Origin of the sequence: Paenibacillus sepulcri (genome assembly GCF_042647105.1) — a bacterium.
Classification (GTDB): Bacteria; Bacillota; Bacilli; order Paenibacillales; family Paenibacillaceae; genus Paenibacillus_Z; species Paenibacillus_Z sepulcri.
The window spans coordinates 375,217-401,914 of record NZ_JBHRUP010000002.1 but is presented as its reverse complement, the minus strand read 5'-3'; the positions used below and the strand labels follow the sequence as shown (position 1 = coordinate 401,914).

16 protein-coding genes and 1 pseudogene are annotated in these 26,698 nt (G+C 50.6%); 5 read left to right on the top strand and 12 right to left on the bottom strand.

From position 1 onward, the window contains the following. Positions 1 to 7: 7 nt before the first annotated feature. The gene (locus ACFOLF_RS36775; RefSeq protein WP_379113259.1) at positions 8 to 1,957 is read right to left on the bottom strand and encodes a sensor histidine kinase; all 1,950 of its coding nucleotides are present in this window, start codon (positions 1,955 to 1,957) and stop codon (positions 8 to 10) included. Positions 1,958 to 2,396: 439 nt separating this feature from the next. Here ACFOLF_RS36775 and ACFOLF_RS36770 point away from each other — a divergent pair, with 439 nt between their 5' ends. From ACFOLF_RS36770 to ACFOLF_RS36760, 3 genes are read left to right on the top strand one after another with little or no spacing between them, the layout of a single operon-like run. Further along, a complete protein-coding gene (locus tag ACFOLF_RS36770) occupies positions 2,397 to 3,215 on the top strand; it encodes a sugar phosphate isomerase/epimerase family protein (protein ID WP_210040055.1) in 819 nt (272 codons plus the stop codon). 20 nt (positions 3,216 to 3,235) lie between these two features. Next, positions 3,236 to 4,810 (top strand): FAD-dependent oxidoreductase, encoded by a 1,575-nt coding sequence (locus ACFOLF_RS36765; RefSeq protein WP_210040056.1) that lies wholly within the window; start codon positions 3,236 to 3,238, stop codon positions 4,808 to 4,810. 22 nt (positions 4,811 to 4,832) lie between these two features. Continuing rightward, complete coding sequence (locus tag ACFOLF_RS36760) at positions 4,833 to 5,900, top strand: Gfo/Idh/MocA family protein (RefSeq protein ID WP_379113167.1); 1,068 nt, start codon at positions 4,833 to 4,835, stop codon at positions 5,898 to 5,900. Between the two features lie 193 nt (positions 5,901 to 6,093). Here the strand turns inward: ACFOLF_RS36760 and ACFOLF_RS36755 are convergent, their stop codons facing one another. From ACFOLF_RS36755 to ACFOLF_RS36720, 8 genes are all read right to left on the bottom strand, one after another. Further along, the gene (locus ACFOLF_RS36755; protein WP_210040297.1) at positions 6,094 to 10,953 is read right to left on the bottom strand and encodes an S-layer homology domain-containing protein; all 4,860 of its coding nucleotides are present in this window, start codon (positions 10,951 to 10,953) and stop codon (positions 6,094 to 6,096) included. Positions 10,954 to 11,052: 99 nt separating this feature from the next. Further along, positions 11,053 to 12,561: an extracellular solute-binding protein gene (locus ACFOLF_RS36750; RefSeq protein WP_210040057.1), complete on the bottom strand. Its 1,509-nt coding sequence runs from the start codon at positions 12,559 to 12,561 to the stop codon at positions 11,053 to 11,055. 130 nt (positions 12,562 to 12,691) lie between these two features. Then, on the bottom strand, positions 12,692 to 13,615 hold the full coding sequence (locus ACFOLF_RS36745) for a carbohydrate ABC transporter permease (RefSeq protein WP_210040058.1): 924 nt from the start codon (positions 13,613 to 13,615) through the stop codon (positions 12,692 to 12,694). 18 nt (positions 13,616 to 13,633) lie between these two features. Further along, positions 13,634 to 14,590, bottom strand: a complete 957-nt coding sequence (locus tag ACFOLF_RS36740) for an ABC transporter permease (RefSeq protein WP_210040059.1) — start codon at positions 14,588 to 14,590, stop codon at positions 13,634 to 13,636. A 188-nt stretch (positions 14,591 to 14,778) separates the two neighbouring features. Then, positions 14,779 to 16,392: a response regulator gene (locus ACFOLF_RS36735; RefSeq protein ID WP_210040060.1), complete on the bottom strand. Its 1,614-nt coding sequence runs from the start codon at positions 16,390 to 16,392 to the stop codon at positions 14,779 to 14,781. Positions 16,393 to 16,445: 53 nt separating this feature from the next. Next, complete coding sequence (locus ACFOLF_RS36730) at positions 16,446 to 18,230, bottom strand: cache domain-containing sensor histidine kinase (protein WP_210040061.1); 1,785 nt, start codon at positions 18,228 to 18,230, stop codon at positions 16,446 to 16,448. Next, a complete protein-coding gene (locus ACFOLF_RS36725) occupies positions 18,223 to 19,719 on the bottom strand; it encodes an extracellular solute-binding protein (RefSeq protein WP_210040298.1) in 1,497 nt (498 codons plus the stop codon). Before ACFOLF_RS36725 ends, ACFOLF_RS36730 begins: the two co-directional genes overlap by 8 nt. Before the next feature lie 433 nt (positions 19,720 to 20,152). After that, positions 20,153 to 21,565 (bottom strand): MDR family MFS transporter, encoded by a 1,413-nt coding sequence (locus ACFOLF_RS36720; protein WP_210040062.1) that lies wholly within the window; start codon positions 21,563 to 21,565, stop codon positions 20,153 to 20,155. Between the two features lie 204 nt (positions 21,566 to 21,769). Between ACFOLF_RS36720 and ACFOLF_RS36715 the strand changes: the two genes are divergently transcribed. Next, positions 21,770 to 22,150: a winged helix-turn-helix transcriptional regulator gene (locus ACFOLF_RS36715; protein ID WP_379113169.1), complete on the top strand. Its 381-nt coding sequence runs from the start codon at positions 21,770 to 21,772 to the stop codon at positions 22,148 to 22,150. A 111-nt stretch (positions 22,151 to 22,261) separates the two neighbouring features. Here ACFOLF_RS36715 and ACFOLF_RS36710 read toward each other — a convergent pair whose 3' ends face one another. The 3 genes and pseudogenes from ACFOLF_RS36710 to ACFOLF_RS36700 all read right to left on the bottom strand — a co-directional run bounded on the left by ACFOLF_RS36710 (position 22,262) and on the right by ACFOLF_RS36700 (position 24,494). After that, positions 22,262 to 22,690, bottom strand: coding sequence for a GtrA family protein (locus tag ACFOLF_RS36710; RefSeq protein ID WP_210040063.1), 429 nt, complete (start codon positions 22,688 to 22,690; stop codon positions 22,262 to 22,264). A 216-nt stretch (positions 22,691 to 22,906) separates the two neighbouring features. Next, positions 22,907 to 23,875, bottom strand: coding sequence for an SDR family NAD(P)-dependent oxidoreductase (locus ACFOLF_RS36705; RefSeq protein WP_210040064.1), 969 nt, complete (start codon positions 23,873 to 23,875; stop codon positions 22,907 to 22,909). A gap of 123 nt (positions 23,876 to 23,998) precedes the next feature. Beyond that, positions 23,999 to 24,494 (bottom strand): annotated as a pseudogene (locus ACFOLF_RS36700) (TetR/AcrR family transcriptional regulator). Between the two features lie 135 nt (positions 24,495 to 24,629). On the opposite strand from ACFOLF_RS36700, the gene ACFOLF_RS36695 reads away from it, so the two are divergent. Further along, complete coding sequence (locus tag ACFOLF_RS36695) at positions 24,630 to 26,426, top strand: helix-turn-helix domain-containing protein (protein ID WP_210040065.1); 1,797 nt, start codon at positions 24,630 to 24,632, stop codon at positions 26,424 to 26,426. The last annotated feature ends 272 nt before the right edge of the window (positions 26,427 to 26,698 follow it).

Genomic DNA, 26,698 nt, shown 5'->3' with positions numbered 1-26,698 from the left:
CACCGCATCAGACCGGCACAGAACAATGGACCTTGACCCCTTGACCGGGCTCAGACTGCACCGACACTTCCCCTCCAACCATGTGAATCCGCTCCGCAATGCCCCTTAATCCAAACCGGTTCATGGAAGAAAAATCGATCCCGGTCTCCATGCCTTTGCCGTCATCCGCATACCGGATATATAAAGCGCTTTCCTTCTGTCCAACCTCCAATATGACCCGGGCCGCTTCCGAATGCTTGACCGCATTGTTAATCAGTTCCTGCACGACTCTGTAGACCGCCGTGGTTTGCTCGTCGCTGAGAGAAGCGGTTAACGGCAATGCATGGAATTCCAGCTGGAAATCAACCCGCAGCCGGGTTTTCTCCACCAGCCTGGAAACCGCGTGCAGCACGCCATGATCGGACAAAAACGACGGCATGAGCTCCCGGCATGTTTCCCGGATCATGAACTCGGCATTATCGAGACCCAGACGTATCTGCTCATTGTCCTCGTTCAGCCATTGTCCAGCGGGCATTCGATCAAAGGTACGGCGGATATGAAGCAATTCCTGCAGCACTTCGTCATGAAGGTCGGAGGCCAGACGCTTCCGTTCCTTCTCCGCTATTTGCATAAACAGCTTGGATAACCATGGCGACCGATCTGCCTGCCGCTGCTCCATTTCCCTTAGCCGGCTCTCAAGCAATTGAAAATATTCATAAAAGATCGATACGTATTTGGACATGAGCAATAAAGCGAACTTATCCCGTTCATCTACCAGGATCGGACCGCCATCTGACGAGCAAACGGCCAAATAAAGCCTTATCCCGTCAGTTCCGCCCGCCGATCCCAAAACCATCGCAGGAGCGACAATCGCCTCGCCAGCGGACATCCGGTTCCCTGTTGACCTCAGCATCCCGCCAATATCCTCTTCCCGGGAGGGAGGAGCAGCCTTTCCCTCGAATTGGACAAAATCTTTCGCTTCATCGTACTTTACCAGCATAAACGCATGCGGCTGGAAATATCGCTGCCCTTCCCGGATGACGCTCTGCTCCAAATCGGCGATCCGGTAAGTCCGAAGCAGTACGGTCAACAGTTGATCCAGCCGCTGCCGGGTATCAGCTTCCTGCTCCAGGGAGGTGTTTTTCGCTCGGAGCTCGTCGGCGATGGCTCTATTATCCTTAAGCGTCTGGATGAACCGGCGGAAAAACAGTATCCCAAACACGGTCAACAGCGCCAGCAGAGCCCAAGGGAATGTATCCTCCAGGCATTGCTCCCAATACACCAGACGGTATCCGAGATTGCGCCCGGCAATATCCTCCAGCAAATCTTTTCCCGGATCAGGCAGCAGGACCAGCGCAAACAAGACGAATCCGGACGCAATTAACCTTAGCTCCGCCTGATTCGCCTTGCTTCGCAGCAGGGTCAAAAATTGCGATATGCAGAGGGCCATGTTCAGGAAAACAAAACCCAGGAACAGCCGGCTCAGGACAATGAGCATAGAATCGCCGACAGGCAGCATCGAGGCTGCCGCAATGACGGCCCAAAGAAGTCCTCCCGCCCAGAGCAGCAGGCGGACGACGGGTCTATTTGAGGTTCCCAGCAGATAAGAGACAAAAGCGAAGGACAAGAACGCAACTCCGCTTTTGATGGCCAGCGAGTTGTATGGAATTTCCGGGAAAGGCCCGAACAACAACAATTTATCATCCCATTCCGCAAACAGCTGAAGCGACGTCAAGAACGAGATGAGCCCAAGATAAAGATAGCCGCGCTCCTGATTAAGAACGGCGAACATCGCCCAGAAGATGAACGCTACGAAAACAAACAGCAGGACGAATATGGCATCGTCCAGATGGTGGCGAAACTGGTTGAACACCTTCGCACCGCCGTCGAGCGGCTTCAACAGTGTATAATTGATCAGACCGTTCATCCCGAAGAGGAGGAGCGCCGCTCCTGATATCTTCGCCATCGTTTTCAGCATCGTCACGTCTGTTCTCCTTATGCCGATCCATATTCTCTATCCGCTTGCTGCCCATAATCGTCTGCTGTGAATCCGGAGCCTGCTAGTTTGTTCCAGATTATTCCTGCATATAAAACCTTCAGACGATGAATATGGAGAAAAGTTGCGGGTTACTCCAAATTTCCGGACGCAGCGGCAGCACAACGCCACTGCCTGATGACCCGTACAATCCCCCCTGCTTACCCCTACATGGCGTTTTTAACGATTTTCCTGTAATAACCGATTGTTAAGACTGCAAAAACGAAGTAAATCAAAACATACACAGCGATCATCAATAAACGCATCATTTTACCATAAAAGGTCATCCTCCTACCCTACTTTTTCATCCTGCCAGCTTCTACAATGAGAATAAGTCCGTACATGATTCATTGAATTGAATAAGAAGTGGAGGAATGCGAGGATGGAATTATCGTTGAGTATGTGGAGTGTCCACCGGACGGTGAGAGAACAAGGCTGGACCGTGATGGACTTCTTATCCTTCTGTTCCGGGGAAGGTATCAAGCGCGTGGAGCTGTTAAATGTGTTTTGGCAGGACTTAGAGCAGGAGCTCCCCCAGGTATTGAACTATATCCGGGACAATGGAATTACGGTGGTGAGCTACGCCGTAGCCAACGACTTTGTGCATGAATCAGCTGTGGAACGTTCAGCCGCATTAAAACAAATAACGGAGGCTTTTCCAACGGCCAACGTACTCGGCACCTCGATGATTCGGGTGTTTTCCGGCAATCTCAGCGGAAGCATCAATTATGAGACGGCGCTGGATTGGATTGTGGATGGGTTGTCTGAGGCCGCCCGGCAGGCAGAGCTTGCCGGAATGGTGCTTGGCCTCGAAAATCACGGCAAGCTGGCCGGCAGCGGTGAGCAGGTTCAGAAGATCATCGACCGTGTCGGTTCCCCCGCTCTTCGTTCCACCTTCGATACCGGCAATTTCCTTCTGGTCGGCGAGCATCCTACACATGCGCTTGAAGTGCTGCTGCCTCTTATTGCCCATGTTCATGTCAAGGATTTCTACCCAGATACAAACGGGCGGTACACGTCTCTTGGCGGCCAAGCCTATGAAGGAATTGCGCTGGGTAAAGGCGAGGTTGAGGTCAAGAAAATTGTGAACCGCTTGCGCGAGCATGGGTATCAGGGGGCCTTTGTCCTTGAATATGAAGGCTTGGGCAGTGAAGTGCAAGGAATCCTCGATAGCTTCGCGTATTTCAACTCTATCAAATAATCATAAGGGAGAATGGCAAAATGAAACGCGAATTCCATGCCGACATCATCATTATCGGAGGGGGAACCGGAGGCACCGCGGCTGCGCTGGCTGCGGCAAAATCGGGGAAAACCGTTATCATGACGGAAGAAACCTTGTGGATCGGCGGCCAATTGACGAGTCAGGCCGTGCCTCCCGACGAGCACCGGTGGATTGAATCATTTGGTTGTACGCGAAGTTATCGGCAGTTCCGTGACGGTATCCGTCAATATTACCGGCAGTTTTTTCCTCTCACTGCCGAGGCAATAGCGCTCCCCCATCTGAATCCTGGCAGCGGCATCGTCAGCCGCACTTCCCATGAACCGCGGGCGGCCGTTGCTGTCCTGCATGGTATGCTGGCCCCGTATATCCACAGCGGGCAGCTGCAGATTCTGTATCGTCATGTGCTTGTGGAAGCAGAGACAACGGGAGACCAGATCCGTTCGGTTACCGTAAAGTGCCTGGATACCGGCGATCAGCTGGTTTTGCTCGCTCCCATCTATGCGGATGCGACGGAATGCGGCGATTTGCTGCCCCTGGCCGGAATAGAGTATGTGACCGGAGCGGAATCCGCTGCCCAGACCGGTGAGCCCCATGCGGTGGAAGGCCCGGCGCAACCCATGAATATGCAGGGCTTCACCAGCTGTTTTGCGATGGATTACCGGGATGGCGAAGATTATACCATTGCCAAGCCTGAGCTTTATGAGTTTTGGCGGGATTACAAGCCCGATTTCTGGCCGGATCGGCTGCTGAGTCTGAGCGGAATAAAACCTTCCACTCTGGAGCCCATCCAATACGGGCTATTCGCGGATACCGATAAATTTCCCCTGTTTCTTTACCGTCAAATAGCGGATCACCGGCATTTTCGCGCAGGAACGTATCCAGGCTCGATATCGCTGGTGAACTGGCCGCAAAACGACTATTGGTTGGGGCCGATAATTGATGTCAGCGAAGAAGAGCGGGCCCGGCATTTGTATCAAGCCAAGCAGCTCAGCCTCTCTCTGCTCTATTGGCTGCAGACGGCTGCACCGCGGCCGGACGGCAAAGCGGGATATCCCGGACTTCGGTTGCGGCCTGATGTGGTTGGTACGGCAGATGGCTTGGCGATGTATCCCTATATTCGTGAATCCCGGCGAATACAGGCTCAATTCACCGTTCTTGAGCAGCATGTGGCCGCTGCATGCCGCACGGATGGCCAGGCCGAAAAGTTCCACGATTCAATCGGCATCGGCAGCTACCGCATTGATCTGCATCCGAGTACAGGCGGTCAGTCCTATATTGATATATCCTCTCTCCCCTTCCAGATTCCGCTTGGCAGCCTGATACCCAAACGGGTGAGCAATGTCTTGGCGGCAGGTAAAAACATTGGCGTAACCCATATTACCAATGGCTGCTACCGGCTGCATCCGGTGGAGTGGAATATCGGAGAAGCGGCAGGATATTGCGCCAGTTACTGCCTGGATCATAATGTCAATCCAACTGATATACGCAGCAGCGGGAAAGAGCTTGCGGACTTTCAAAACAGGCTGATTCAGGAAGGCATCGAGCTGGAATGGCCTTCCATTCACGCGGTCTGACCACTATAAGAATGAGGTGCTGATGATGAGCAATCCTATAAAAATTGGCGTGATAGGTGCCGGGACCATCTCGGAGATGCATTTGCGCTCCTATCATAATCACGCCGAAGCTGCACTCCATGCCATCTGCGACCTGCAGATCGGTCGCGCCCAGGCCAAAGCCGGGAAGTACAATATCCCCAACGTATATTCTGACTATAAGGAATTGCTGGCGGATCCCGAGATTGATGCTGTCAACATCTGCACCTGGAATAACTCCCACGCGGAGATCAGCATCGCCGCCCTGCAAGCAGGCAAGCATGTATTGGTGGAGAAGCCGCTCTGCAGGAACGTGCGGGAAGCCCTTGCCGTTCAGCAAGCGGTTCACGCTTCCGGCAAGATTCTTCAGGTCGGCTTCGTCCGCAGATACGCATCAAATACACGTATCGTCAAAGCCTTCATGGATGGCGGCGACATCGGACCCATCTATTATGCCAAAGCATCCTGTATCCGGAAATTGGGCAACCCCGGAGGGTGGTTCTCCGACCTGGAACGTTCCGGAGGCGGTCCTTTGATCGACGTTGGCGTTCATGTGATCGATTTATGCTGGTACCTCATGGGCAAGCCCAAGGTTAAGTCAATCAGCGGCAATACGTACAAGAAGCTGGGCAACCGCTCCAATGTCCAGAATCTGAAATCCTACAAAGCCGCGGATTACGACGCGGAGCATAATTCGGTGGAGGATATGGCCAATGCGCTTATCCGCTTTGATAACGGGGCATCTCTCCTGGTCGATGTCAGCTTCACGCTTCATGCCAAGGAGGATGAGCTGACGGTCAAGCTTTACGGGGAACAGGGCGGCGTAGAGCTTGAGCCGGAGCTCACGTTCATTACAGAGAAGCACAATACGATTTTGAACAGCACCCCTCAGATCGATAGCCTGACCTTTGACTTTGCAGCGGGCTTTCAGGATGAGATGAATTATTTCATTGAGGTTTGCCAAGGCAAAAAAACGACCTTAAGCCCCGTAGAGGACGGTGTGGAGATGATGAAGATCTTATGCGGCATTTATGAATCAAGCGAGCTGGGCCAAGAAATTTATTTCTCCTAGAACTTATGGATCGTATAAGGCCATAGAAAGAAGCATAAATAAGAAGAAGCGGCGTCCTTAAGCGGCGCTGTAAGTTTCTTCCCAAAAATATCAGAAAAGTATCGGCCAAATTTTTATACTTTCTGTTATTTAAAAAAAAGATGACTTCTGAATCATTCATCAGAAGTCATCTTTTTTCTCATCTTATCGTTATCTAACGGTTGATATACCCTGCGTGCTGGAGCATTCTCATCAGTACAACAGCGGCTTCGGCCCGTGTTGCTGAACCCTTGGGCACGAAGCCCGCAGCAGAGCGTCCTTCCATAATTCCCATATCGGTAACAGCAGCAACCGCTGATTCAGACCACGCTGAGATGGCTTCTCGATCCTGGTAGCGCTGCAGGGTCTCGAGCAGATTTCCTGCTTCTTGTTCCACTCCTGTCATTTGCAAAGCCCGCAGCAGCAGGACGCTTAATTGTTCGCGTGTTATCGGCTCATTGGGCCGGAACTCTTTGTCGTTGATGCCCTCTACAAGTCCCCTTGCGGCAGCGGTCCCTACTGCTCCTGCGTACCAGGCATCCCGGTTTACATCGCCGAATGTCGTTTGCTCCTCCCCATCTCTCCAGCCTAATGCGCGGACCAATAGCGTGGTGAATTGGGCACGGGTGATCGGCTCATTCGGCGTAAAATGAAGATCATCTGTCCCCTCGATGATTCGTTTGGAAGCCAGCAGACTTACCTCCTTGCTCGCCCAGTGGCCGCTCATATCATCAAATGTCTTCTCTGAGCTTGCCACAGAGAACAGACCCAGCTCGGATAATATCAACCGCACATCGGAATTCCCATCCTCTGCCTGTTCGACCAAAGCAGGAATGAAGAGGCTTTTCCCTTCTGCCGGGTCATGCGATAACGCTGACGTAAGAGAAGGATCGGCTTGCCCGGATAAATGAAAGGTAAATCCGGCTTTGGCGCCATCCAGGCTGGTAACATGCTGCTCTACGCCGCCTTGCTCCCATACCAGGCTGATATCAACGCTGTAGCCAAGCTTAGATGCCCCCTCCAGCCTGAGCCGGCGCTTGATTTGCTCCTCCTCCTCTTCGGGCAGCTTGCCGATTCTTATTTGGAGCATCTCTGCAGGTTTGGCTGCAGCCAGACCTGCCTGCAGTCCAGCCAGCGGCACTTCGAAGCGGCCCAGCGGAGAGCTGATGACCATTCTGCCTTTTGGCAGAGCCGCCAATGCTTTATCTAATCCGCTTACCGGGAGATTAATCAAGAGCACATCCTCCACCTCTTGAATGGAGTAATCCAATATCTGGTCAGAGATGTTCAACTGCTGCAGCTGTTCGATTTCCTTCAGCATAAGCTCCAGATTGACATCCACATCCGTCAGGAATTGCCCGTTTGATGCCGCTTCATACGTTGCCGACAAGCGTTCAGCCGAGGCTGCAGCCTTATCGGGTACGACTGGTGTATCTGGTGTATCTGGTGTATTTGGTGTATTTGGCGTTTCCGGTGTTTCTGGAGTCTCCGGTGTTTCCGGTGATTCTGGTGTTTCCGGTGTCTCCGGCACTGAACCATCGCCGCCCGGTGGCGAGTCCGTTCGAATGATCTCCAAGGTTTTGGTATTGGTTTTCAGCTCATCCACGTACACATCGATCGTTATCCCGTTGATCCCTACTGACAGCGGAATAGTGGCTGTGAAAGCACCGTTCTCCTCTACCGATGCGGATTGCCCGTTTAGTTTAACTGATGCTTCACCCGGACCCAGCACATCGACATGGCCTTCAATTTCCAATTGGCTGCTGCCGGTTTCCCGCCCTTCATCATCCTGCAATCCGCTCAGAACGGCGGCCCGCACCTGATCCCCTTCATCATAGGCATTAGCCACGAGCTGCCTGTTTGTTCGAATACCTGACGGGTCGAGTGTCGTAATGACGAATCCGCCAGACGGGATCACACTATTATTCATCTCCGGAACTCCCCAGCTCCAATTGATCGCCTGGTTCCGGTTAACCACCCGGGTTACCTCCCCGGAGTCGTTAACCACGACCTCAACGCCGAATTGGTTCGTTCCCGTGGAGTATCCGAATGCTTCTGTCAGCACATTGATATTTCCTTCAATCCGGTTGACATCATAATAATTGCCTTCCAGAAACGATTCAGGGCTGTCAGGCAGACTCATCCCCAATTGATAATCCTTGACATATTCTTCATCCCTGAGCGCAGCCGAAACCATCGGCCAGTTAACCTGAGAGGCGTCGAACAGCATTAGTCCATTCGTATTCTTAAGTCCCGCCTGGAATACCTCCCGCTGCATAGCCGGAATTTGCACATTAGTCAAAGCGATTCCTGCATACAGCGGAATTTCACCGTTAGTCGCTATATTGCCCAATGTAATGTATTTCTCGATTTCCTGACTTGTCGTTTGATAGGCGCCGATCATCAGGAAATCCAGGTACTCGATATAGGCTGTTTGATAATATTCCGGTGTATAAAGCGATTCATTGCCAATCCCCAGCCTGGGATCAAACCTAAAGTTGGTGCTGCCCCAGTTGACGCCGTTCAGATAATAGGTTTCGTACCAGGATCCCACATAGGAGGAGACCTGAATGCTTCTCCCTGTTGAGCTTTCATAGGATTCTATCAGGTCCTTCACTTCCTTGAAGAAGCTCTTGATTGTGCCGGAGCGAAACTCCCACCAATCCTGAATCAACGGTCCGTCCACCCGAACGTTTCCTGCAAATCCATAGACATCTGTTGGCCAATTCGCAAGCTGTTTGCCTCTGCTCTGCAGGAAGCTCTCGAATTTCGCCCGGGTCTCTTCGCTGAAGTCAGCTCCTTCATTATCATACCGGCTGCGGTCATGGACGACGCCGTCCACCTGATAATTTTTTATAATTTCTTCAAAGGTTTTGAGCTCGTATTCCCTTACCTCATCGTTGGCAGGATTGACAAAAGCCACCAACCCCTGCTTGGCACTCTCGCGGAGCCGCTTGATCTCTCCATTGTTCTCGGCGTAGTGAACCCGTTCCTCCCAACCCAGATGCTCATCCAGAACGGCGAATTCGTTATGGGCAATAGATCCTTCGGCGAATACATTCACGGCAGCATGGATTTTTAATCCCAGCTCGTGTCCATAGGTGATGAACTCCTGCAGCAAATCCAGATCCGGATTGGATCCGGCTTTCTCCGGAGCTGTGATTTCACTGACGTATGGGCGTCCTGTCAAGTCATTTTTCTTATATGAGGCATAACCCTCCACGCCCTTAACATCAAAGACAACGGAGGTGGTGCCATTATCCTTCGCTTTTTTCAGAAATTCATAAACCTGCTCTCTGGATTGCAGCTTTCTCGCGTTCGAAGCCTGATCCACCCACAGGATAACCTCTTTCTCCGATGTGAAATCCGGTCTGCTGAAGACAACCAGGTGGCGTAAATCCTGCTCGATCCCGTTCTTTTCTACTTTCACATCAATATAGTTCGTGCCTGGAGTCAGAATATGAGTATAAGAGAAGCTTCCGTCCATCTCGAAGGGGACTTGTGTTTCATTAACCGATAATACAGTAGCCTCTGGATCATCAATGTTAAGTATTTCTCCCGATATTATCGTTTGATTGTCGACTACCGTATACATCGGGTTGTTAGTCAGTGTCAGGCGGGCGATCAAGCCATTGCCGTTCATCACATCTCTGACAGGCACCACCTCGCCGTTCTTGCGCAGTTTGATGATATCTCCCACCTTGAAGTTAGTGGCCAAATAACGCTTGATATCATTACTGGTATAACTGTTATCCTGCGCCATCAGCACATAGCCGTCTTCCGGGATGAGCAATTCAGTCGGACCTGTCCACACAGGCGCGCCGCCGTTGACGGATGGGTTGACCACCTGCAGCACCCTGCTGCCCGCATCCACCTGAACCGCAACATTGTATTGAGGCACAGTAATGGCTTCGCCATAATCCCGAGTGAATAACGATATGACATTGCTGATTCCTGTTACATCGGTATCGATATAATCGAGCTTCTTGCGCGGACCTTCGATGGAGATGGTGATATCGGCCGGCGCCGCCTCCACCTCGATATAATCGCCGCTCTGCTGCGAATTATCGTAGGTAACAGCCAGCGAGATCAGGGCAAGCTCCGCTTCCGCTACCATTAGCTTGACTGCCAATGTATTGGCACCTGGGGCAAGGAACACGTTTAAACGAAAGCTGCCGCCTGCTGTAACCACCGTTTCCCTATCATTAATGGTCAGCTTCATATCCAGCTCCTCCGTATAATTGGACACATATCCGCTAACCTCGAAAACGGGTGCCGTCACAGTCGTACCTGATGGCGTCGATAGATGCAGCTCAGGTTCCAACCCCGGATCCGTGCCCGGATCGGGCTCTTGCCCGGGATCCGTGCCCGGATCGGGCTCTTGCCCGGGATCCGCGTCTGGATCAGGCTCTTGCCCGGGATCCGCGTCAGGATCAGGTTCTTGTCCCTGATCCGCATCCGGATTAGGCTCCTGCCCGGGATCCGCGTCAGGATCAGGCTCTTGCCCGGGGTCCGCATCCGGATCGGGCTCCTGCCCGGGGTCCGTGCCCGGGTCAGGCTCCTGCCCGGGGTCCGCATCCGGATCGGGCTCCTGCCCGGGATCTGTATCAGGATCGGGCTCCTGCCCGGGGTCCGTGCCCGGATCAGGCTCCTGCCCGGGGTCCCCATCCGGATCAGGCTCTTGCCCCGGATCCCCATCCGGATCAGGCTCTTGCCCGGGATCCCCATCTGGATCAGGCTCTTGCCCCGGATCTGTGTCCGGATCGGGCTCTTGCCCAGGGTCCGTGCCCGGATCAGGCTCTTGCCCCGGATCAGCGTCCGGATCAGGCACTTGCCCTGGATCCGCATCCTGCACCGGAACTTCCCCGGCTTCCGAGTCCTGCCCAGGCCCTTGCCCAGCTTCCGGCTCCTGGTCTGTAATAACCGACTCAACAGTTGGCTCTTCCGCTGCTGATGCAGGTACAACAATAGGTGCCAAGAAGGTAGCAAATATAGAGAGAATAAGGACAATCGGCAATCTTCTCAAGATCCTCATGTTCAAATGGTTTTCCACCCTTCTCATCAATCTTGCTCTGGCGATCCTTTCAGAAAAAAGCAGCTGCGCTTTTTGCAACTGCTTGATTCCAAAATCTTATTATTTCGTCGACTGGTACCATTCATTGGCGCTACTAACCATATCAGCGCCTCCCTCAGCGCGCCACTGAGCCAGGAATTGATCATAGCTGTCCAGAGGCTCCGAGCCGGCAATAAATTTCAGTACATTATCGTCCAGCAGCTTGTTCAGCTTCAGTGTGTTTTTGGATATCGCTTCGATAGGCGGAGCCAGGGACATAGGATCGACAACGACAATTCCTTCCGAGTTCTTCTGAAAATCTTCATAGTAGGCCTGGAGCACGGGGTCTTTCCGTACACGCGCCTGCCAATAAACAGGATAATTCTCTTCATCTACCCCGGTCATGAATGCGCTGGCATTGTTCAGATCATCGTTGAATTTAGGCAATATTGGATAATATTTTCCATCTTTGACCTCGTGATGGACGCCTTCGATACCGATCGCCATTCCCTTGAAGGTTTCCGGCTCAAGCTTGGCGTTCAACAGCTCCATAGCATCCTCTTTATGTTTGGAGGCTTTGGGAATGGCAATGAACCAGGTGGTATTGGCGACCGCTCCTATAGACGCTTTTCCCTCCTTGTTCTTTAAGTACGGGATGACGGATACAGTCGCATCAGGGAAATTCTTGCTGAGCGCATTAATCGTATTGCCTGCATTCCACCAGGCCAGTTTGTAGACGGCGGCCTGCCCGCCGGAAAATTTCTCAATGGCTTTGGCCGCTGTATTAAGAGGCATTTCCGTATCCACTAAACCCTCACTGTACAATTTGTTCATATAAGCGAGAAATTCCTTCATCTCCGGCTGCTCGGCTTTGTGGACAATTTTACCGTCCACTACCTTCCAGTCCGTGAGCACGCCAAAGGCTGCGGCGATATCCCCATAGATCGAATCTTTGCTGCCTGTAAGCGGAATGATCTTTTTCTTCTCCTTGATCGTCTTGAGCACCGTGTACAGTTCATCCGTATTGGAAGGGATTTCGAGGCCAAGCTCATCGAGCCAATCCTGCCTGATAACCAGCTCCTCCCCGATACTGACGCCTGCTCCCGCCTCCGGCAGCGCATAGATCTTGCCGTCAATCGTTGCGCTCCCCCATGATTCGGGCTTGATGGCCTGATTAATATAATTCCCATGTTCTTTAAGCAGCTCGTCAATCGGTTCAAGAGCTCCGGCTGTAGCCAGATTATAGAACTGGGCAGCGTTCAGCTTCATAAGGTCGAAGCTTTCATTGCCGGCCACCAGCAGATTCAGTTTTTCATCCGCATTCTCAGCAGGCAGCATTTCATATTCAATGTCATATCCCGTTTTTTCCTTGATGTATTGGCCGGTGTACTCTTTGTTTGGATCGAATAAGCTGTACTGCATAATCATGCGGAGACCCGGTTTCGTTCCTTCCTGCTGACTAGTAGTGTCCCCTTCGTTATTCCCTGCGGCGGGAGTTGCAGCGGGGTCTGAATTCGGAGAACCGCTGCAGCCGGCGACAGCTAAACTTAATCCGAGAATAAGGGCAAGGCGTGCTGATTTCTTCATCATGCTTGAACCTCCTTGAATGATAGACTCTTAAGTAATTAACGAATAACTTCTTCAGTATCGTCATCCCTGACTTCAACAGGCCAGCCAAGCTGCTATAGGAGCGGCATCACCATCCTTAAGCTAATCAGAATCAACCCTTGACTGAGCCTACCAGAACGCCTTTTACAAAATATTTTTGCAGGAAGGGGTAGACGAGCAGGATCGGAATCGTGGCCAACAGGATCGAAGACGCCTGGATGGATTGGGGAGTGGTATTCAATGCCGCATCCACATTATCCTTAAGAAACTCTCCTCCCGAGGACACGAACAACTCCTTCAAATACAGCTGCAGCGGCTTCAACGCCGGATTTGAAATGTAGATCATAGAGGTGAAATAATCGTTCCAGAAGGCGACGGCAAAGAACAAGGCAATCGTGGCAAGCACCGGCATCGACAGGGGAAGGATAATGGACGTTAATATCCGGATGTTTCCCGCTCCGTCCAGCTTGGCTGATTCCTCCAGCGATTCGGGCAGTCCTTCGAAATAGTTTTTGATAATCAGCATGTTGAAGACGTTCACCATTGCGGGCAGGAACAATACCGGGAACGTATTGACCAGATTCAGATTATTCATGAGCAGATAGGTGGGAATCAGCCCGCCGCTGAAGAGCATCGTGAAAATGAACATAAGCAGCAGCCATTTTCTGCCCCTTAGCCTGAGCTTGGATAACGGATAGGCTGTAATCGTAGTTAGAAGCAAGCTGAGTATCGTACCCGTTACTGTCAAGAGGACCGAAATCTTCAAGGAATTAAGAAACATCTCATCCTGCAGGACATAGCCGTAAGTGCCATACTGAAAGCCTACCGGCAGCAAGCCTACCCTCCCCGAAATCACTGCCTCTTCGCTGCTGAAGGATTTGGCGATCAGATTGACGAAGGGAAGCAGCGTCGTGATTCCCATCAGTACAAAAAAGATATAATTGAAGATGGCATAAGCCTTTTCCGCTAATGAGTTTTTAATCTCCCCGTTTTGGGCCGCTGCTCTTCCTTGTTTGACTGCCGAACGGCTGTTCATGCGCTTTCCTCCTCCTGTTTACCAGATTCCACGCTGCAGATATTTTCTGCTTAAGGCATTGCCGGTGATGACGAGCGTAAATGAAATCACAGCTTCGAACATGCCGACCGCCGTGGTGAAGCTGTAATCCTGATTGCCCAGACCCATCCGGTACACATAAGAGCCGATAACATCCGATACCTTGTATACGACTGGATTGTACATAACCAGAATCTGCTCGGTGCCTGCCTCCAGAATATTGCCAAGGCGTAAAATAAACATCAGGATGATGATAGGCGCGATCCCCGGCAAGGTGATATGCCACAGCTGCTTCAGCCGTCCTGCTCCATCGATTTTGGAAGCCTCGTAGAGCATGGGATCAATGTTGGAAAAAGCCGCCAGGTAGACAATGGTGCTCCATCCCGTCTCCTTCCACCCCGCTGAAGCGACCAGTACGCTGCGGAAATAGCTGTTGTCGAGAAAGAAAGAGATGGGCTCCAGATTCATGGCGGCCAGAAGCTTGTTTACAATTCCTCCGTTCGTCGACAAGAGGTCGATGAACAGTCCGCCGACAATGACCCATGACAAGAAGTGAGGCAGATAGATGACGGTCTGTACCGTTCGTTTGAAGAGGACATGACGCATCTCATTGAGCATCAGTGCGACGATGATGGGCAGAGGAAACAAAATGCCGATTTTCAGCAGGCTGATGATCACCGTATTTTTGAATACAAGGGCAAAATCAGGCGAGGTAAACAATTTCTCAAAATGCTTGCCTCCTACCCAGGGACTGTCAGCAAAGCCGGTGAAAATATTGAAATCCTTGAAGGCAATAATAATCCCGTACATTGGCGTATACTTGAACAGCAGAATAAACAAAATGCCAGGGACCAGCAATAAGTACAGATCCCATTCCCGCCATATATCCGACCACAGCCGCATCCAATAGCTCCGGCGGGGATGGGTTGGCGTCAGCTTATCTGTCGCAGGCTTCATATTAATCCCCCTTTTAAGTGGTGTTGTACTTCAAATTGTAGACTCCGATCACAACAATGAGTAGGCGAGTGTCATTACTATTTCTGGTAATCTGATGTTTAGTTTCTCGAAATTTTCGGACTGGCGCCGGCATCGAAAAAAAACCTGAACCCCTCTGTCGAAGAGGGATTCAGGTTTGTATCCGGCGTTTAAGGTTTACATTCGCCGGGGTTCACGCCCCAGTATTTGCGGAACACTTTGGTAAAATAACTGACGTCGCGATAGCCAACCAGGCGGGCAGCGTCATATACCTTTAGTCCTTCCTGCAAAATGGCTTTGGCCCGCTCCATCTTGCGCTCCAGCACATAGGCGGAGAAGGCAACCCCCATCTCCTGCTTGAACAGCCGGCTTAGATAAGATGAATTGACATACAGCCGATCTGCAACGGTATGCAGCGTTATTTCCTGGTCGATTTCCTGATCCAGTATCGTCAGAATCTCTCTTACCATTTGATTGCTGGTCGTCCTCCGTTGATTATGCCTGAAGGCGGTGATATGCCTCACAATGCGCGTTAACCATGACCAGGTCTGCACTTGTGTTTGAAGCAGCTTCAGATTTTGAAAATAGATGAAGTCATCCCCGACCACATTTCTGACCATCCAGCCTTGCTTCTGAATGATCCGGACAAACAAGCTGCTCAGATACAGCACCGCTTCATGCACTTCATCTGCCGATTCGAATTGTTTAGTCCCTTCCTTCCACAAACCGGCCAATGCTTCCATCGCTTTGTGCTCATCAGCGGTTTCCAGCGCGATTTCCAATGTCTTCTCCAGGCTTTGATGAGCCAACTGAGTATGCGGGCTGCGCTCAGGCACCTCCCGATACGGGATCGCAATATCAGGTCCGTACACCATCCGCTCCTGGAGTGCTCTGCATGCTTGCGCATACAGCAGCTCCATCTCCTCCAGGCTTCCTGCGGAGGAGCAGATGCCGGCGCTTGCTGTAAGCTTGAGCACAGCCTTCGTCTGGGATAACAGCTTGACGACCGCCGAATTAAAGAAAAGCATCGCTTCATTGGGAGACTGATCGGCTTCCGCGATGAACACGAGCAGCAGATGATGGTCGGCGTCCGTACTGACCCAGCAGGATGGATGGGATAATAACTCGTTTGCCATGCATTGCATCGTAAATTGCAGCAGCGGCCTGTCTTGAGGAGTGAACCGCAGGTGTTCATCGTCGGGGATCGGATCGAGATCGACAACGGCTACGGTGATCTGGTCGTCTTCCTTCAGTTCAATGTAGAAATCTTTGCTTTGCTTTAATGCCTCCAGGGGGGTAAGCTTTCCATTGACCCAGTTTTGAAAAAAGTTATTTTGCAGGATAGGCAGATGATCCTTCCACTTCTGCTCCAGCGCCGCCTTGTTCTGCCACTGCTCCCACTCTTCCTGGAGCTGCTTCCTGGCTTCGAGAACCGCCTCCAATATCTCGTCTTCGCCTGCCGGCTTCAGCAAATACCGGGAAACCCCATGCTCCATCGCATCCTGTGCGAAGGCGAAATTATCATGTCCGCTCAATATAATCATCTTCATAAAGGACTTCGTTTCCTGCTGCTCCTGCAGCCTGCGGACCAGGGTCAATCCATCCATCTCGGGCATCTGCACATCGATAATCATGATATCCGGTTTATTGCGCTTCACCAGCTGCAGCGCCTCCAGCCCGTTAGATGCCAGTCCTGTCAGGTCAATTCCATGTTCCTCCCATCGTATATTATGGGCCAGCGCATTGCGCAGGCGCGGTTCATCCTCCACAATCATCAAATTCATATGGATTCTTCCCCTTCCTTTTGTTTGTGGCAGCAGGGCTTAAGCCGGAAGATCTACCTGCAGCGGTCCAGGGGGATCGAGAGGGTGACAGTTGTCCCTTCTCCCTGAATACTGCGGATCGTCATTGCCGACTGCTTGCCATAATAGAGCTGCATTCTGGTATACACATTACGCAGGCCGAACAGATCCTTCACGTTTCCCTCATCCTGAGACAGGGAGGGAAAGCTGCGCAGCCCCATCCTCTTCAATTCGTTCTGAATGTAGTGAAGCCGCTTGCCCTCTATGCCGGAGCCATTATCTTGGATGCTGATGTTTAAGAACGGCTTGTCATCCACCCAGCTGCTGATGCTGAGCAGCCCTCCGCCGGATCTTCCCTCCATGCCGTGCAGTATGGCGTTCTCCACCAGCGGCTGAAGCATCAGCTTCAGAATCAGTGCGGCTTCGCACTCTTCCGCAATATGGTACTCCACCGTGAAATTGTCCAGAAAACGCAGCTGCTGGATCCGGATGTAATAATGGAGATGGACCAGGCTTTCCTCGATAGTGAACACTTCTTTGCCCTTATTCAAGCTCAGACGGAAGAACCTGGACAGGTTCATGACCATCTCGCTTATTTCCTCCGCATCGTAGTTTTTGGCCATCCAATAGATGGAATCCAGCGTGTTATATAAAAAATGCGGGTTGATCTGAGATTGCAGAAATTTGAGCTCTGTGGTGGTTAACCGCAGCTGCTGCTCGTAATGATCTTCGATGAGATGCTTCTGGTAAATCGTCATCTGATTAAACGAATCGATCAGAAATCCGAATTCATCCTTCCGTTTGTTCTCCAGCCTGATATCCAGCTTGCCGTTGCCGAGCTGCTTCATTCCGCGGGCCAGCCTGTGTACGGGGGAGGCGATGCCGCTGTATACCACCCACGATATACCAACAGCCAGAAGGATACTGATTACTATAATCGTATAGGTAAACATACGCAGCTGGTCGGTCTCCTCATACAATTCTTTCTTGGGCTGGACCAGAGTAAGCTGCCAGAGTGAATACTCAGAATCAATCGTAACGGCCATTTCGTTGTCCAAAATATGCTGTTCCTTCATGTTCTCTGAACTGCTGGTACCCGCTACCACCTCGCCCCTCTCATTCTGCAAATCAATCCGGGTGCTTGCCGTCGGGAGCAGCGTCTTGATGGCGCTCAGCAGCTTGTTCTTGTTAAAGGTCACAATCAAGAGATTGGATTTGCGGTCCGAATTGTACAAGTCCATGGAACGGACAAGAAATAGACTATCGGCATTCAACAAGCTGCCAAGCGTCATCCCCTCCGCAACATGCGCATCTGCCAGCATATAGCGAAGTCCCGTCCCGTTGCTCCGGGAAGCCTCCACCAGCCATTCCTGCTGAGGCTCCGATAAAATCCGGCGGCCTCCGAAATTAGTAGAGATGAGCATATGGGAAGCCTGGTGATAGATCGAAATTTCCGAGACAAATCGATTGACGGAAATCAAATTGGATAGCTGCTTGAGAATAAGCGAGAAGTCGAGGATCGATTCCGGCGACAGATTGGAGTCATTCTTGTTCAACAGTTCAATTAGGCTGGGATCGGCAGCAATAACGCTGGATATCTCCTCTACATTTTGCAAGGCGAGATCAATATAATCCATCGTGGAGGACAATGCGACCTGCGTTCGCTCAACCGCTTGCTCGTAGAGAATGTCCCTTGACTTCTCGATGGCAAACAAACTGACAACAACCAGCGGAAGCAGGATAAGAAGAAAATAGCCGGTAAGACGAGTCTGTATATTTCTGGAATAACGTTCTGCGATCCAGCGCAGCATTTTATTCATCCCATTCCCTGCCCCTTTCGCCATCCCTTTGTTTCCTGTACCATTCATTCACCTCTTTGGTTATCTCGTCCCCTCCCTGCTGCCTCCACTGCTCCACAAATGAGTCAAACGCTTCCAGGGGCTGAATCCCCATAATGATTTGGATTAATCCCTCCTGCAGATCGCCCAGCTGTTTGTCGTATTGGCTCATGGCCGGTGTGGGGATGCCGTAAAATTCATTTTCGATGAGATTCTGTTCAATCGTCTGCAGATTGTCATACAGATGAAAATCGCCAAGCGAGTCGAGCCTTTCCTTGAATAATTCAGGATCCGGCACGTCCACTAATGATTGATAGATCCCTCTGTACAGATGCTTGTCATGCATGGCAAAATCCGTTACCATCCGCCCGTTCTCCATCGTCCAGATCTGATTCTCAAATCCCAGCTTCAGGTTCTTGTAGTCGCCTGCTATAAAATCAAGCATCCTGATAACCAGCTCCGGATGTTTCGTCCCCACAGGGATGACGTTGTAACCGCGTATATTATCCTGATTTTTTATTCCCTTCTCTCCATGGATACCTGTAGGATAATCCAGGGCAATCCACTCCGCATCCGGATCTTTTTTCATATTGGCGGCAATCGGACCGCGGGTGTCGTACCAGGTCGCCGAGAACAGCCCAACCTTGCCATTCTCTACCTTCTCATATAAGTTGTTATGCAAATTTAAGGGAAACTCGCGATCGAGCAGCCCCTCTTGGTACAAACGGGCGAGAAAGGCAAGCGCTTTCCGGGTTTCCGGCATAATGCTGCCATTCACGAGCTGACCATCCCTCTCGAACCAGGAGTCCAGCTGCGTGCCGAATGCCCCGAAGAAAGGGGCAGACCGGCTCATGTCGGTCATCAGGGTCAGTCCCACTGTATCTGCTTTGCCGTTGCCATCGGGATCATCCCTGGTGAAAGCTCTAATAACGTTGTAATATTCCTCCAATGTGACAGGCGGCTTCATCCCCACCCGATCGAGCCAATCCTTGCGGGCGTACATAATCTCATTGCCAATGACCTCGTTCAAGCTGGGGATGGCATAGATTTTCCCGTTGTATCGCACTCTGTCCCATACCTCATCCTTAATTTTCTTCTTGAGATTGGGTCCGTATTGATCAATCAGCCCATCGAGGGGGATAAAGCTTCCCTGCTTGGCATAATGATTAAACCAGACAGGATCGTAGGTATGGAGCAAATCCGGCAAATTGCCTGACGACATAATGACATCCAGCTTCTCCTCATAGACTTCCGGAGGAGGTGTGGTTACCTTGATATCCAAATCATTCTTGGTCTCGATATAGCTCAAATATGGATTGTCGTTCTCATCCATTCCATCGGGAAAGGTCATGCCGAGGCTGCTAATGACAATGGATATGGCAGATTCGTCTTGAGCAGCAGGCTTATTCTTTCCTGTCTGGCCAGATAATTCACAGCCGGTGCACATATAACACACAGCGGCTGCGAGCATTGAAGACAATAAGATTTTCCACTGGACGGTCCTGATCCCGCATCTCCTTAACTTTGTTGCAGAGGCACTTGCTCGAGTCTTATCTTCCAGCATCGTTCTTCACTCCTTCCAATTAATAGGATACAGACAGCGGTTCTGAACAAGGGTCAACGGCAGCATCTTTCCAAACGATAATTCGACGAAAGGAAAATATCCCCTTCTTTCTTTTTACAAACGTTGATCTTTCCCCCGCTCTTTATGGCAGGTTTACTGACCATCAAGATTCGATTCGCTATCGTTGATGTTACAGCTTTGAAGCTGGAGTTATGCAACCGGTTTTTTGTTAACCAAAACAAAAAAACTCAAGCGGCGTTCTGCTTGAGTTTCACAGCTGTCATGATACATGGATGGATATGATGCAGCCACTATAGGTCCACCGGCTAATCATCGGGACTCATTTCATATTTTGCGGCAGTTTCGCTTCTGGCTTGCGCATCATAAATCCCAGAATGATTCCGAGAATTGTCACAACCATCACAACGATATAAGTTGTACTAAAAGCATCTGAAATCGAAGAGACCTGAGTCAGAGAACCGGAACCCGTATTCTCCGATAGTTTGCTTGATAATAATGTCGCAAAGCCTGCTATGCCAAAAGACCCCATCACCTGCTGTGAAGCGCTCGTGAGCGAAGTTACGCGACTGATCAATTCTTGCGGTGCCACTTTCATGATGTAGGCATTCAGCGACATACCGAACAGCGCCTGCCCAGCGCCAGACAGCAGCAAGGGTACAATCATTTGCCACTCATTGCCCTCTGCGGACAGATTTGATAACAGATATGCGCCCAGACTTAGGATCGCCATTCCTATAATAACCAAAGGTTTCACACCGAACCGGTCGAACAGACGTCCACCTGCTTGGATGAAGACCACGGATACGAGAGCCTGCGGAAGCAGAAGCAGACCTGTATCGAAGGCGCTATAACCTTTGACTTGCTGAAGGAAAACGGGATTCAAAAACAGAATGCCGTAGAAGGCAATCGATGTTATCCACAGAAGAATAATCGCACTTGTGAAGGCGTAAGTGCGAAAAACGCGCAGTTCAAGCAGTGGCTCCTTGAGGCGAAGTTCAACCATGATAAAAATCAGTAAAGCTGCTGTACCAATGGAAAGTCCGGTTATGGTTTGGTAGGAAGTCCAACCTGAATCTCCCCCTTGGTTGACACCGTAGACCAAGGCAGCAAACGCGAGCGGACCGAATATCATCCCAAGAATATCAAGTCTGGGCGCAACTTGTTGCACGAGATTAGGCAGATAACGCAGACCAATCCAGATACCGAGGACTCCCACTGGGACATTGACCCAGAATATAAACTGCCAGCTGGCGTATTCCACCAGCCAGCCGCCAAGAACAGGGCCAATTGCCGGAGCGATCAGGACAGGAACGCCCATCATTGCCATCACGGTGCCGACCTTATCTGGCGGGCTGATGCGAAAGATCATTGTCATGCCGATCGGCATAACAATGCCACCGCCCAATCCTTGAAGCACGCGGAATAAAATAAATTGCTCCACATTTACGGCAAACACACAGAGAATAGAAGTGATGGAGAACATCACGATTGCTATCAGAAACATGCGCTTTGCGCCGAACCGATCGGATAGCCACCCGGCCAATGGAATAATGGCTGCTTCTGCCAGGATATAACCGGTAATGGACCATTGCACAACGGGCAGTGAGCTGTTGAAGGTTTCAACCAAGTTAGGAACCGCTACATTGAGTGCTGTCATATTTAATAACACCATGAACATTCCGACAATAATCGCAACCAGTGGACCAATAATGGCTTTTACCGTATTCGACATGGTAAAGTCCCCTTTATTAAATTAGTTTTCATCTCAAAATACACATTAGCCAAAAAGGCCTCAGCCAGACTTCTACCTCCATCCTGTTGATTGCTTGTAATGTTGCAATTATAATTACTTTAGATCAATTATAAAAGTAGGCAATTTTTTTTGACATTGTCTTGAATTATAGACTTACTTACATTTAGTTAGGGGGATGACGGAATGAGTATGCTTTCTGAAAAAGATGAAATCTATCAAGATTGCACGATGACAATAGGCGAAGTTTTGGAAATTATCGGGGTCAAGCGGGCGTTCCTCGTGATCGGTGAGCTGCATGGAGGACCACAACGGTTTAATCGCTTGCGAAGAAGTTTAGGCGGCATCAGTACCCAATCCTTGACGGATATCCTGAGACATTTAGAGCATAACGGCATCATTGATCGACACGTTTTACCTACAGCTCCTGTTGCCGTAGAGTATTCCTTAACGGAACAAGGCAGGAAATTTGAGCATGTGCTTAACGAAATGCACAAATGGGGTCAAGCCTGGAAAAAGCAGCGGTATGACATGGAGCAAGCCAGCCTCTCTTCCAGCGAAGAATAGGCGGACTTACAGCTTTGAAGCTGCCGTTATCCAGCATGTTTTTGTTAACCAAAACAAAAAAACTCAAGCGGTATTCCGCTTGAGTTCACATTCATTTATAGCGTGCTGTTATTACTTATATACCAGATATCTCATAAAAAAGAAGCTGCAGGTTGAAGACAGAAGCATGGACAACCCCTTCGATGTATTGTCGATGATCCACGAGGGAATAGCATAATGCCCCAGCATTCGGGCAGATATCACAAATACGAGATTGCTGATGACCAAGCTTACAGCAGCCTGGGCGAAAAATTTTATTTTTTCCTTCGTTGAGTATGAGGCTTCATTCTTGAAGGTTATTCGTGAATTCCAGTAATAACTGTTCAGAACGGCCAGCCCATAAGCAAAGGTATTGATGAGCGTGAGCTCCAGCACCGTGTGTCCATGCCAAATCCACAGCAGCAGATTTAATGCAAGCAAGTCGAGTGCCCCGTTGCAAACCCCGATAATACCAAACCTGGTAAATTGATTGACTGCCTCCTGCGCCTTGGAAAGTGTCATTTGAAACTTCCTTACATCTCGAATTTTCAGCATCTTTTATAAACAAGCCGAATAAAGGATGGGAAGCTTCTTACCCCGTCTTAAGGCGGAGGCTCCCTATCCTTATCCTATACGAGATCCCGGCTATGTGTAAAGGCGAATCCCGCTCTTCACTCTGCCACGCCTTCCTCCCGCTTGATGGAATCGCCTGTATTGCTATTGGTTAATCAATTACCGTTATGCAAGGGATGATTGGCTCTCCTGCAATGCCATTATTGTCGTGGTCAAGCCTTCCTGGAACGGCGTCGCGGTGATAGGCCCGATTAACCGTTTGAATTTGTCTCCGCTCAGCGTCAGCGGCTCTTCGGTTAAATAAAGCATCTCCACAACTTCTTTCATGACGGGCACGCCCATGCCCAGCAGCGATAAACCTAATTTTTTCAGAGGAATGACCGGTTTAACACGGCCGCTAGCCGCCTGCGCAATCCGTACGATCTCTCGTCCCGATATGAGCCCGGCTCCCGGTATATTCCAGTTCTGGCCGTAAGCAAAATCTTTGTCCGCCAGCTTGGCAACCATGGCGGCCGCATCCGGCAAGTAGATGAATTCACGTGGAACACGCATGTTGCCGACGAAAAAAGCCATTTTACCGATAGCGATGGCCTCCAGGGTTGAACCCAGATACGAAGCCTCGTTAGCTGTTGGTCCATAATAATCAGGCAAGCGGACAATCATGACCTTGGACCTGCTCCACCGCTTGCTGAACAGCATCCGTTCATAGTCCATGCGGACTTTTCCTTTTTTCGTATGCGGCTGCTTGGGATGCTCTTCTGTCACAAGATCCATCTGTTTTCTCCCATAAGGATAGATTCCGTCAATCGCGACCACTTTAATCGCAAGCCTCTCTGCCGCCTCCATCACCGATTCGCCCAGCGGAATCAGCTTGCTTGCCATCTCGTGATAAGGAACGTTCGCGCAATGGAACAATACGTCCGCGCCGTCTGCTTGAGCTGCAATATCGTCAGGGCGCATTGCGTCCCCTACGGCAAGCGTCAAATGCGCGGGATTGCCAAGCTTATCGGCAAACCGTTCCAATTTCTCGCGTGAACGCCCAAAGGCAATCGTTCGTATCCCCCGTTTGACCAGCTCCTCCGTAATCGCTGCTCCCGTCCCGCCCGTTGCGCCAATTACTATTGCTTTTTCCATTATAATTTCCTCTTTTCTATGGTTTAGTTATTGGTCAATCACTAACTTGAATTCATCATATCATTCAGTTATTGATTGGTCAATCACTAAAATAGAGTTTTTTTTGCTTAAAGATTTCGTCCATTAGGTTTCTTTAAGTTCGGGCAAACTAATCGTATCCGCAATATTGCATAACATTCCTCTTGCGAGAAATAACATCGTTTTTTCTTCGGGATTCGCAATTTCTGCCTTGCGGAATGCATTCAGCACGATTTGACGGACTTCCCGAAATCCATGGCGCATGGTTTCCCGAATGGATTCTTCCTGGATCGTCTGTGCCTGCATCTGAAGAAGCACCTCATTGCGGTATTCTTCAAGAATTTTTACATAAGCGTTAATAAGATCCGTTTCGAGTTTCTCGGCAGAAGCGGATTCTACCACCAGGCGGAAAGATTCAATAACACGTGACCACGAAACCTCCAGTGCATTCATAAGCAGCTCTTCTTTCGTCGGGAAGAAACGAAAAATATAAGGCTGCGATATAGTCGCCCGCTCAGCGACCTGTGATGTAGTCGCCCTGTAATCAACCGGTTTCGGCAAATACTTCGATTGCGGCCGATTGTCCATCGCCAAGCTTCACTCCCCTCGTGTCGGGGGTCTTTGATGTGAATACTTTCTTTACCCCTATCTCATCCGTTTTATTGTATAATAACAATGATATTGATTATCATTATTATTCATCCTCCATCCCCTCTTCAGGAGTTGATAGCCTATTATGATTGTGGAAGACCATCTTTTACTTTGGAACCATGCAGCGTTGAAAATAATGGAGGTGAAGCGTACCGAGCTGCCGATCGGCGGGCAGCTGTACGCATCCCGGCTCCCAGCAAGCACTTTGCTTTACACGATACAAGGCCGTGCCCGGCTGCTGCTGAACGGAGAGGAGCAGCTTGTGGAGAACGGATATGTTTGCCACGCCGGCAAAGACACAGTTCTTGCTATTACGGATATCGCCGAACATTTGGAATATTATATGATTCAGTATAAAGCCGCTCTGCCGCTGCCATGCAGTCAGGATCTGCTTCAGCTGCTGGACCGCACGGAACCGTTTGATATCCAATATGGTTTTGCGGCCATTCATGCAACCCCCCTGTTCGCTGCCTTGTCCCGCATGGAGCAGGAATGGAACCAGCCTGGAGCGATGGCGAAGCTGCGGGTGAAATCGTTATTTTATCAGTTCGTTTGCGAGCTGATGGAGCAATTGCAGCATGATGGACTGGAGCAGGCTTCACCCGATTTGGTGCTGCATGCAGCAAGATACATGGATAATAACTATGCCCAGCCGATCACAGCAGACACACTTGCGGCGCTCTTGAATTGCAGCTCCCGGACGATCCAGCGGTTGTTCAAAAAGCGGCTGGCGCTTGGGCCGATCGACTATCTGCTGCAGGTGCGCATGGACAAGGCCAAGGAACTGCTCCTGGATACGAATGCAGGGCTCAAGGATATCGCCGAAGCAGTCGGTTATGTGGACAGCTACTATTTCAGCCGGTTATTTAAACGTTCTACGGGCGTTTCACCTAGCACGTATCGGGATTGGATGCTGCAGTCCAGAGAAGATGAACCGGATAATAATGAAGTGATCAAGCTTCAGCCGGCGGCAGACCGCAATGAAAAGAAGGCATGGACAGATCCGCTGGATACTGCGATCCGCCGCTCATTTCGTACGGTCATTCATCTTAAAGGCGAGCTTGCGCTTCAGCGGCAGCCTGGGAAAATTGCCGTGCTGGACCCCCAGTTTATGGACCATATGCTGGCATTGGGAGAACAGCCGGCCGGAAGCGTCATGGTGAGCGGGGATCCAAGCAGCTTTCCCGAGTATCTGATCGGCAAGCAGCACGCGCTCCGGACCTTGGGGACGAAGGATGAACCCGATATGGAAGCACTTCGTGCTTTGGCTCCCGATCTGATCATTTGCACCGAGTTCCAGAGGAATATTTATGCAAGCCTCGCGCAAATAGCGCCGACCATCATGTTTGAGCGGAACCGCGACTGGAGAGAAACCTTGCGAATCATCGGGCGTATTACGGGCAAGGAACTGGAGGCGGAGCAGGTTCTGGAGCAGTACAAACATAAAGTCGGCAGGCTGAAATCGGTTCTGGCAGCGAAGCTGCATGGACAGTCGGTAACCGTAATTCGTCCGCGGGATAACAATATAAGGCTGCATACAAGCGCTCACCGTACGGCGGCGATTTTATACAGCGATCTGGGGCTGCATCCGCCGAAGCAAGCCGTACAGCGCAAACGGACCAGCTCCATGATTTCGTTGGAGGGGCTGCCGGAGCTGGACGCCGACCATTATTTTGTTTTGACCGACAACAAATTTCAAACATGGTCGGATGAGATTCAGAATACGACTACCTGGAAAAGTCTGCGGGCCGTGCAGCAGCATCACGTTTATCACGCCAAAGTGAGCATGTGGATTGCCTATTACGGCCCTATTGCGATGAATCGGGTGGTGGACCAGGTGGCGGAAGTGTTTCTCAATGCAAAACAGCCTGTTTTGTCGTAAAGCGCAAGCTATAACGGGCGATGCGTCAATTCGCTTCTTATACAAACACTGTTGAATCCGGATCCGCCGATCCTCAACAGTGTTTTTTTGTAATAGAAGAAAGGTTAACTCTCCCTCATACTTGTTTATATTTCACGGGTCGAAGGAACTTGCCGCGCTCTCGGAGAACGGCAACAGCCGCATCTTCTCGTGTCGCCATAATCCATTGCGGTTGTCGCAAGCATCCATTGCTGAGGACAGCCTGAGTCGTTATAGTGTTGTAAGTGATGTTG

Coding starts and splice junctions, on each gene's coding strand:
- ACFOLF_RS36775 (WP_379113259.1), bottom strand. CDS start 1,957: ATGCTGAAAACGATGGCGAAGATATCAGGAGCGGCGCTCCTCCTCTTC.
- ACFOLF_RS36770 (WP_210040055.1), top strand. CDS start 2,397: ATGGAATTATCGTTGAGTATGTGGAGTGTCCACCGGACGGTGAGAGAA.
- ACFOLF_RS36765 (WP_210040056.1), top strand. CDS start 3,236: ATGAAACGCGAATTCCATGCCGACATCATCATTATCGGAGGGGGAACC.
- ACFOLF_RS36760 (WP_379113167.1), top strand. CDS start 4,833: ATGATGAGCAATCCTATAAAAATTGGCGTGATAGGTGCCGGGACCATC.
- ACFOLF_RS36755 (WP_210040297.1), bottom strand. CDS start 10,953: ATGAGGATCTTGAGAAGATTGCCGATTGTCCTTATTCTCTCTATATTT.
- ACFOLF_RS36750 (WP_210040057.1), bottom strand. CDS start 12,561: ATGATGAAGAAATCAGCACGCCTTGCCCTTATTCTCGGATTAAGTTTA.
- ACFOLF_RS36745 (WP_210040058.1), bottom strand. CDS start 13,615: ATGAACAGCCGTTCGGCAGTCAAACAAGGAAGAGCAGCGGCCCAAAAC.
- ACFOLF_RS36740 (WP_210040059.1), bottom strand. CDS start 14,590: ATGAAGCCTGCGACAGATAAGCTGACGCCAACCCATCCCCGCCGGAGC.
- ACFOLF_RS36735 (WP_210040060.1), bottom strand. CDS start 16,392: ATGAATTTGATGATTGTGGAGGATGAACCGCGCCTGCGCAATGCGCTG.
- ACFOLF_RS36730 (WP_210040061.1), bottom strand. CDS start 18,230: ATGAATAAAATGCTGCGCTGGATCGCAGAACGTTATTCCAGAAATATA.
- ACFOLF_RS36725 (WP_210040298.1), bottom strand. CDS start 19,719: ATGCTCGCAGCCGCTGTGTGTTATATGTGCACCGGCTGTGAATTATCT.
- ACFOLF_RS36720 (WP_210040062.1), bottom strand. CDS start 21,565: ATGTCGAATACGGTAAAAGCCATTATTGGTCCACTGGTTGCGATTATT.
- ACFOLF_RS36715 (WP_379113169.1), top strand. CDS start 21,770: ATGAGTATGCTTTCTGAAAAAGATGAAATCTATCAAGATTGCACGATG.
- ACFOLF_RS36710 (WP_210040063.1), bottom strand. CDS start 22,690: ATGACACTTTCCAAGGCGCAGGAGGCAGTCAATCAATTTACCAGGTTT.
- ACFOLF_RS36705 (WP_210040064.1), bottom strand. CDS start 23,875: ATGGAAAAAGCAATAGTAATTGGCGCAACGGGCGGGACGGGAGCAGCG.
- ACFOLF_RS36695 (WP_210040065.1), top strand. CDS start 24,630: ATGATTGTGGAAGACCATCTTTTACTTTGGAACCATGCAGCGTTGAAA.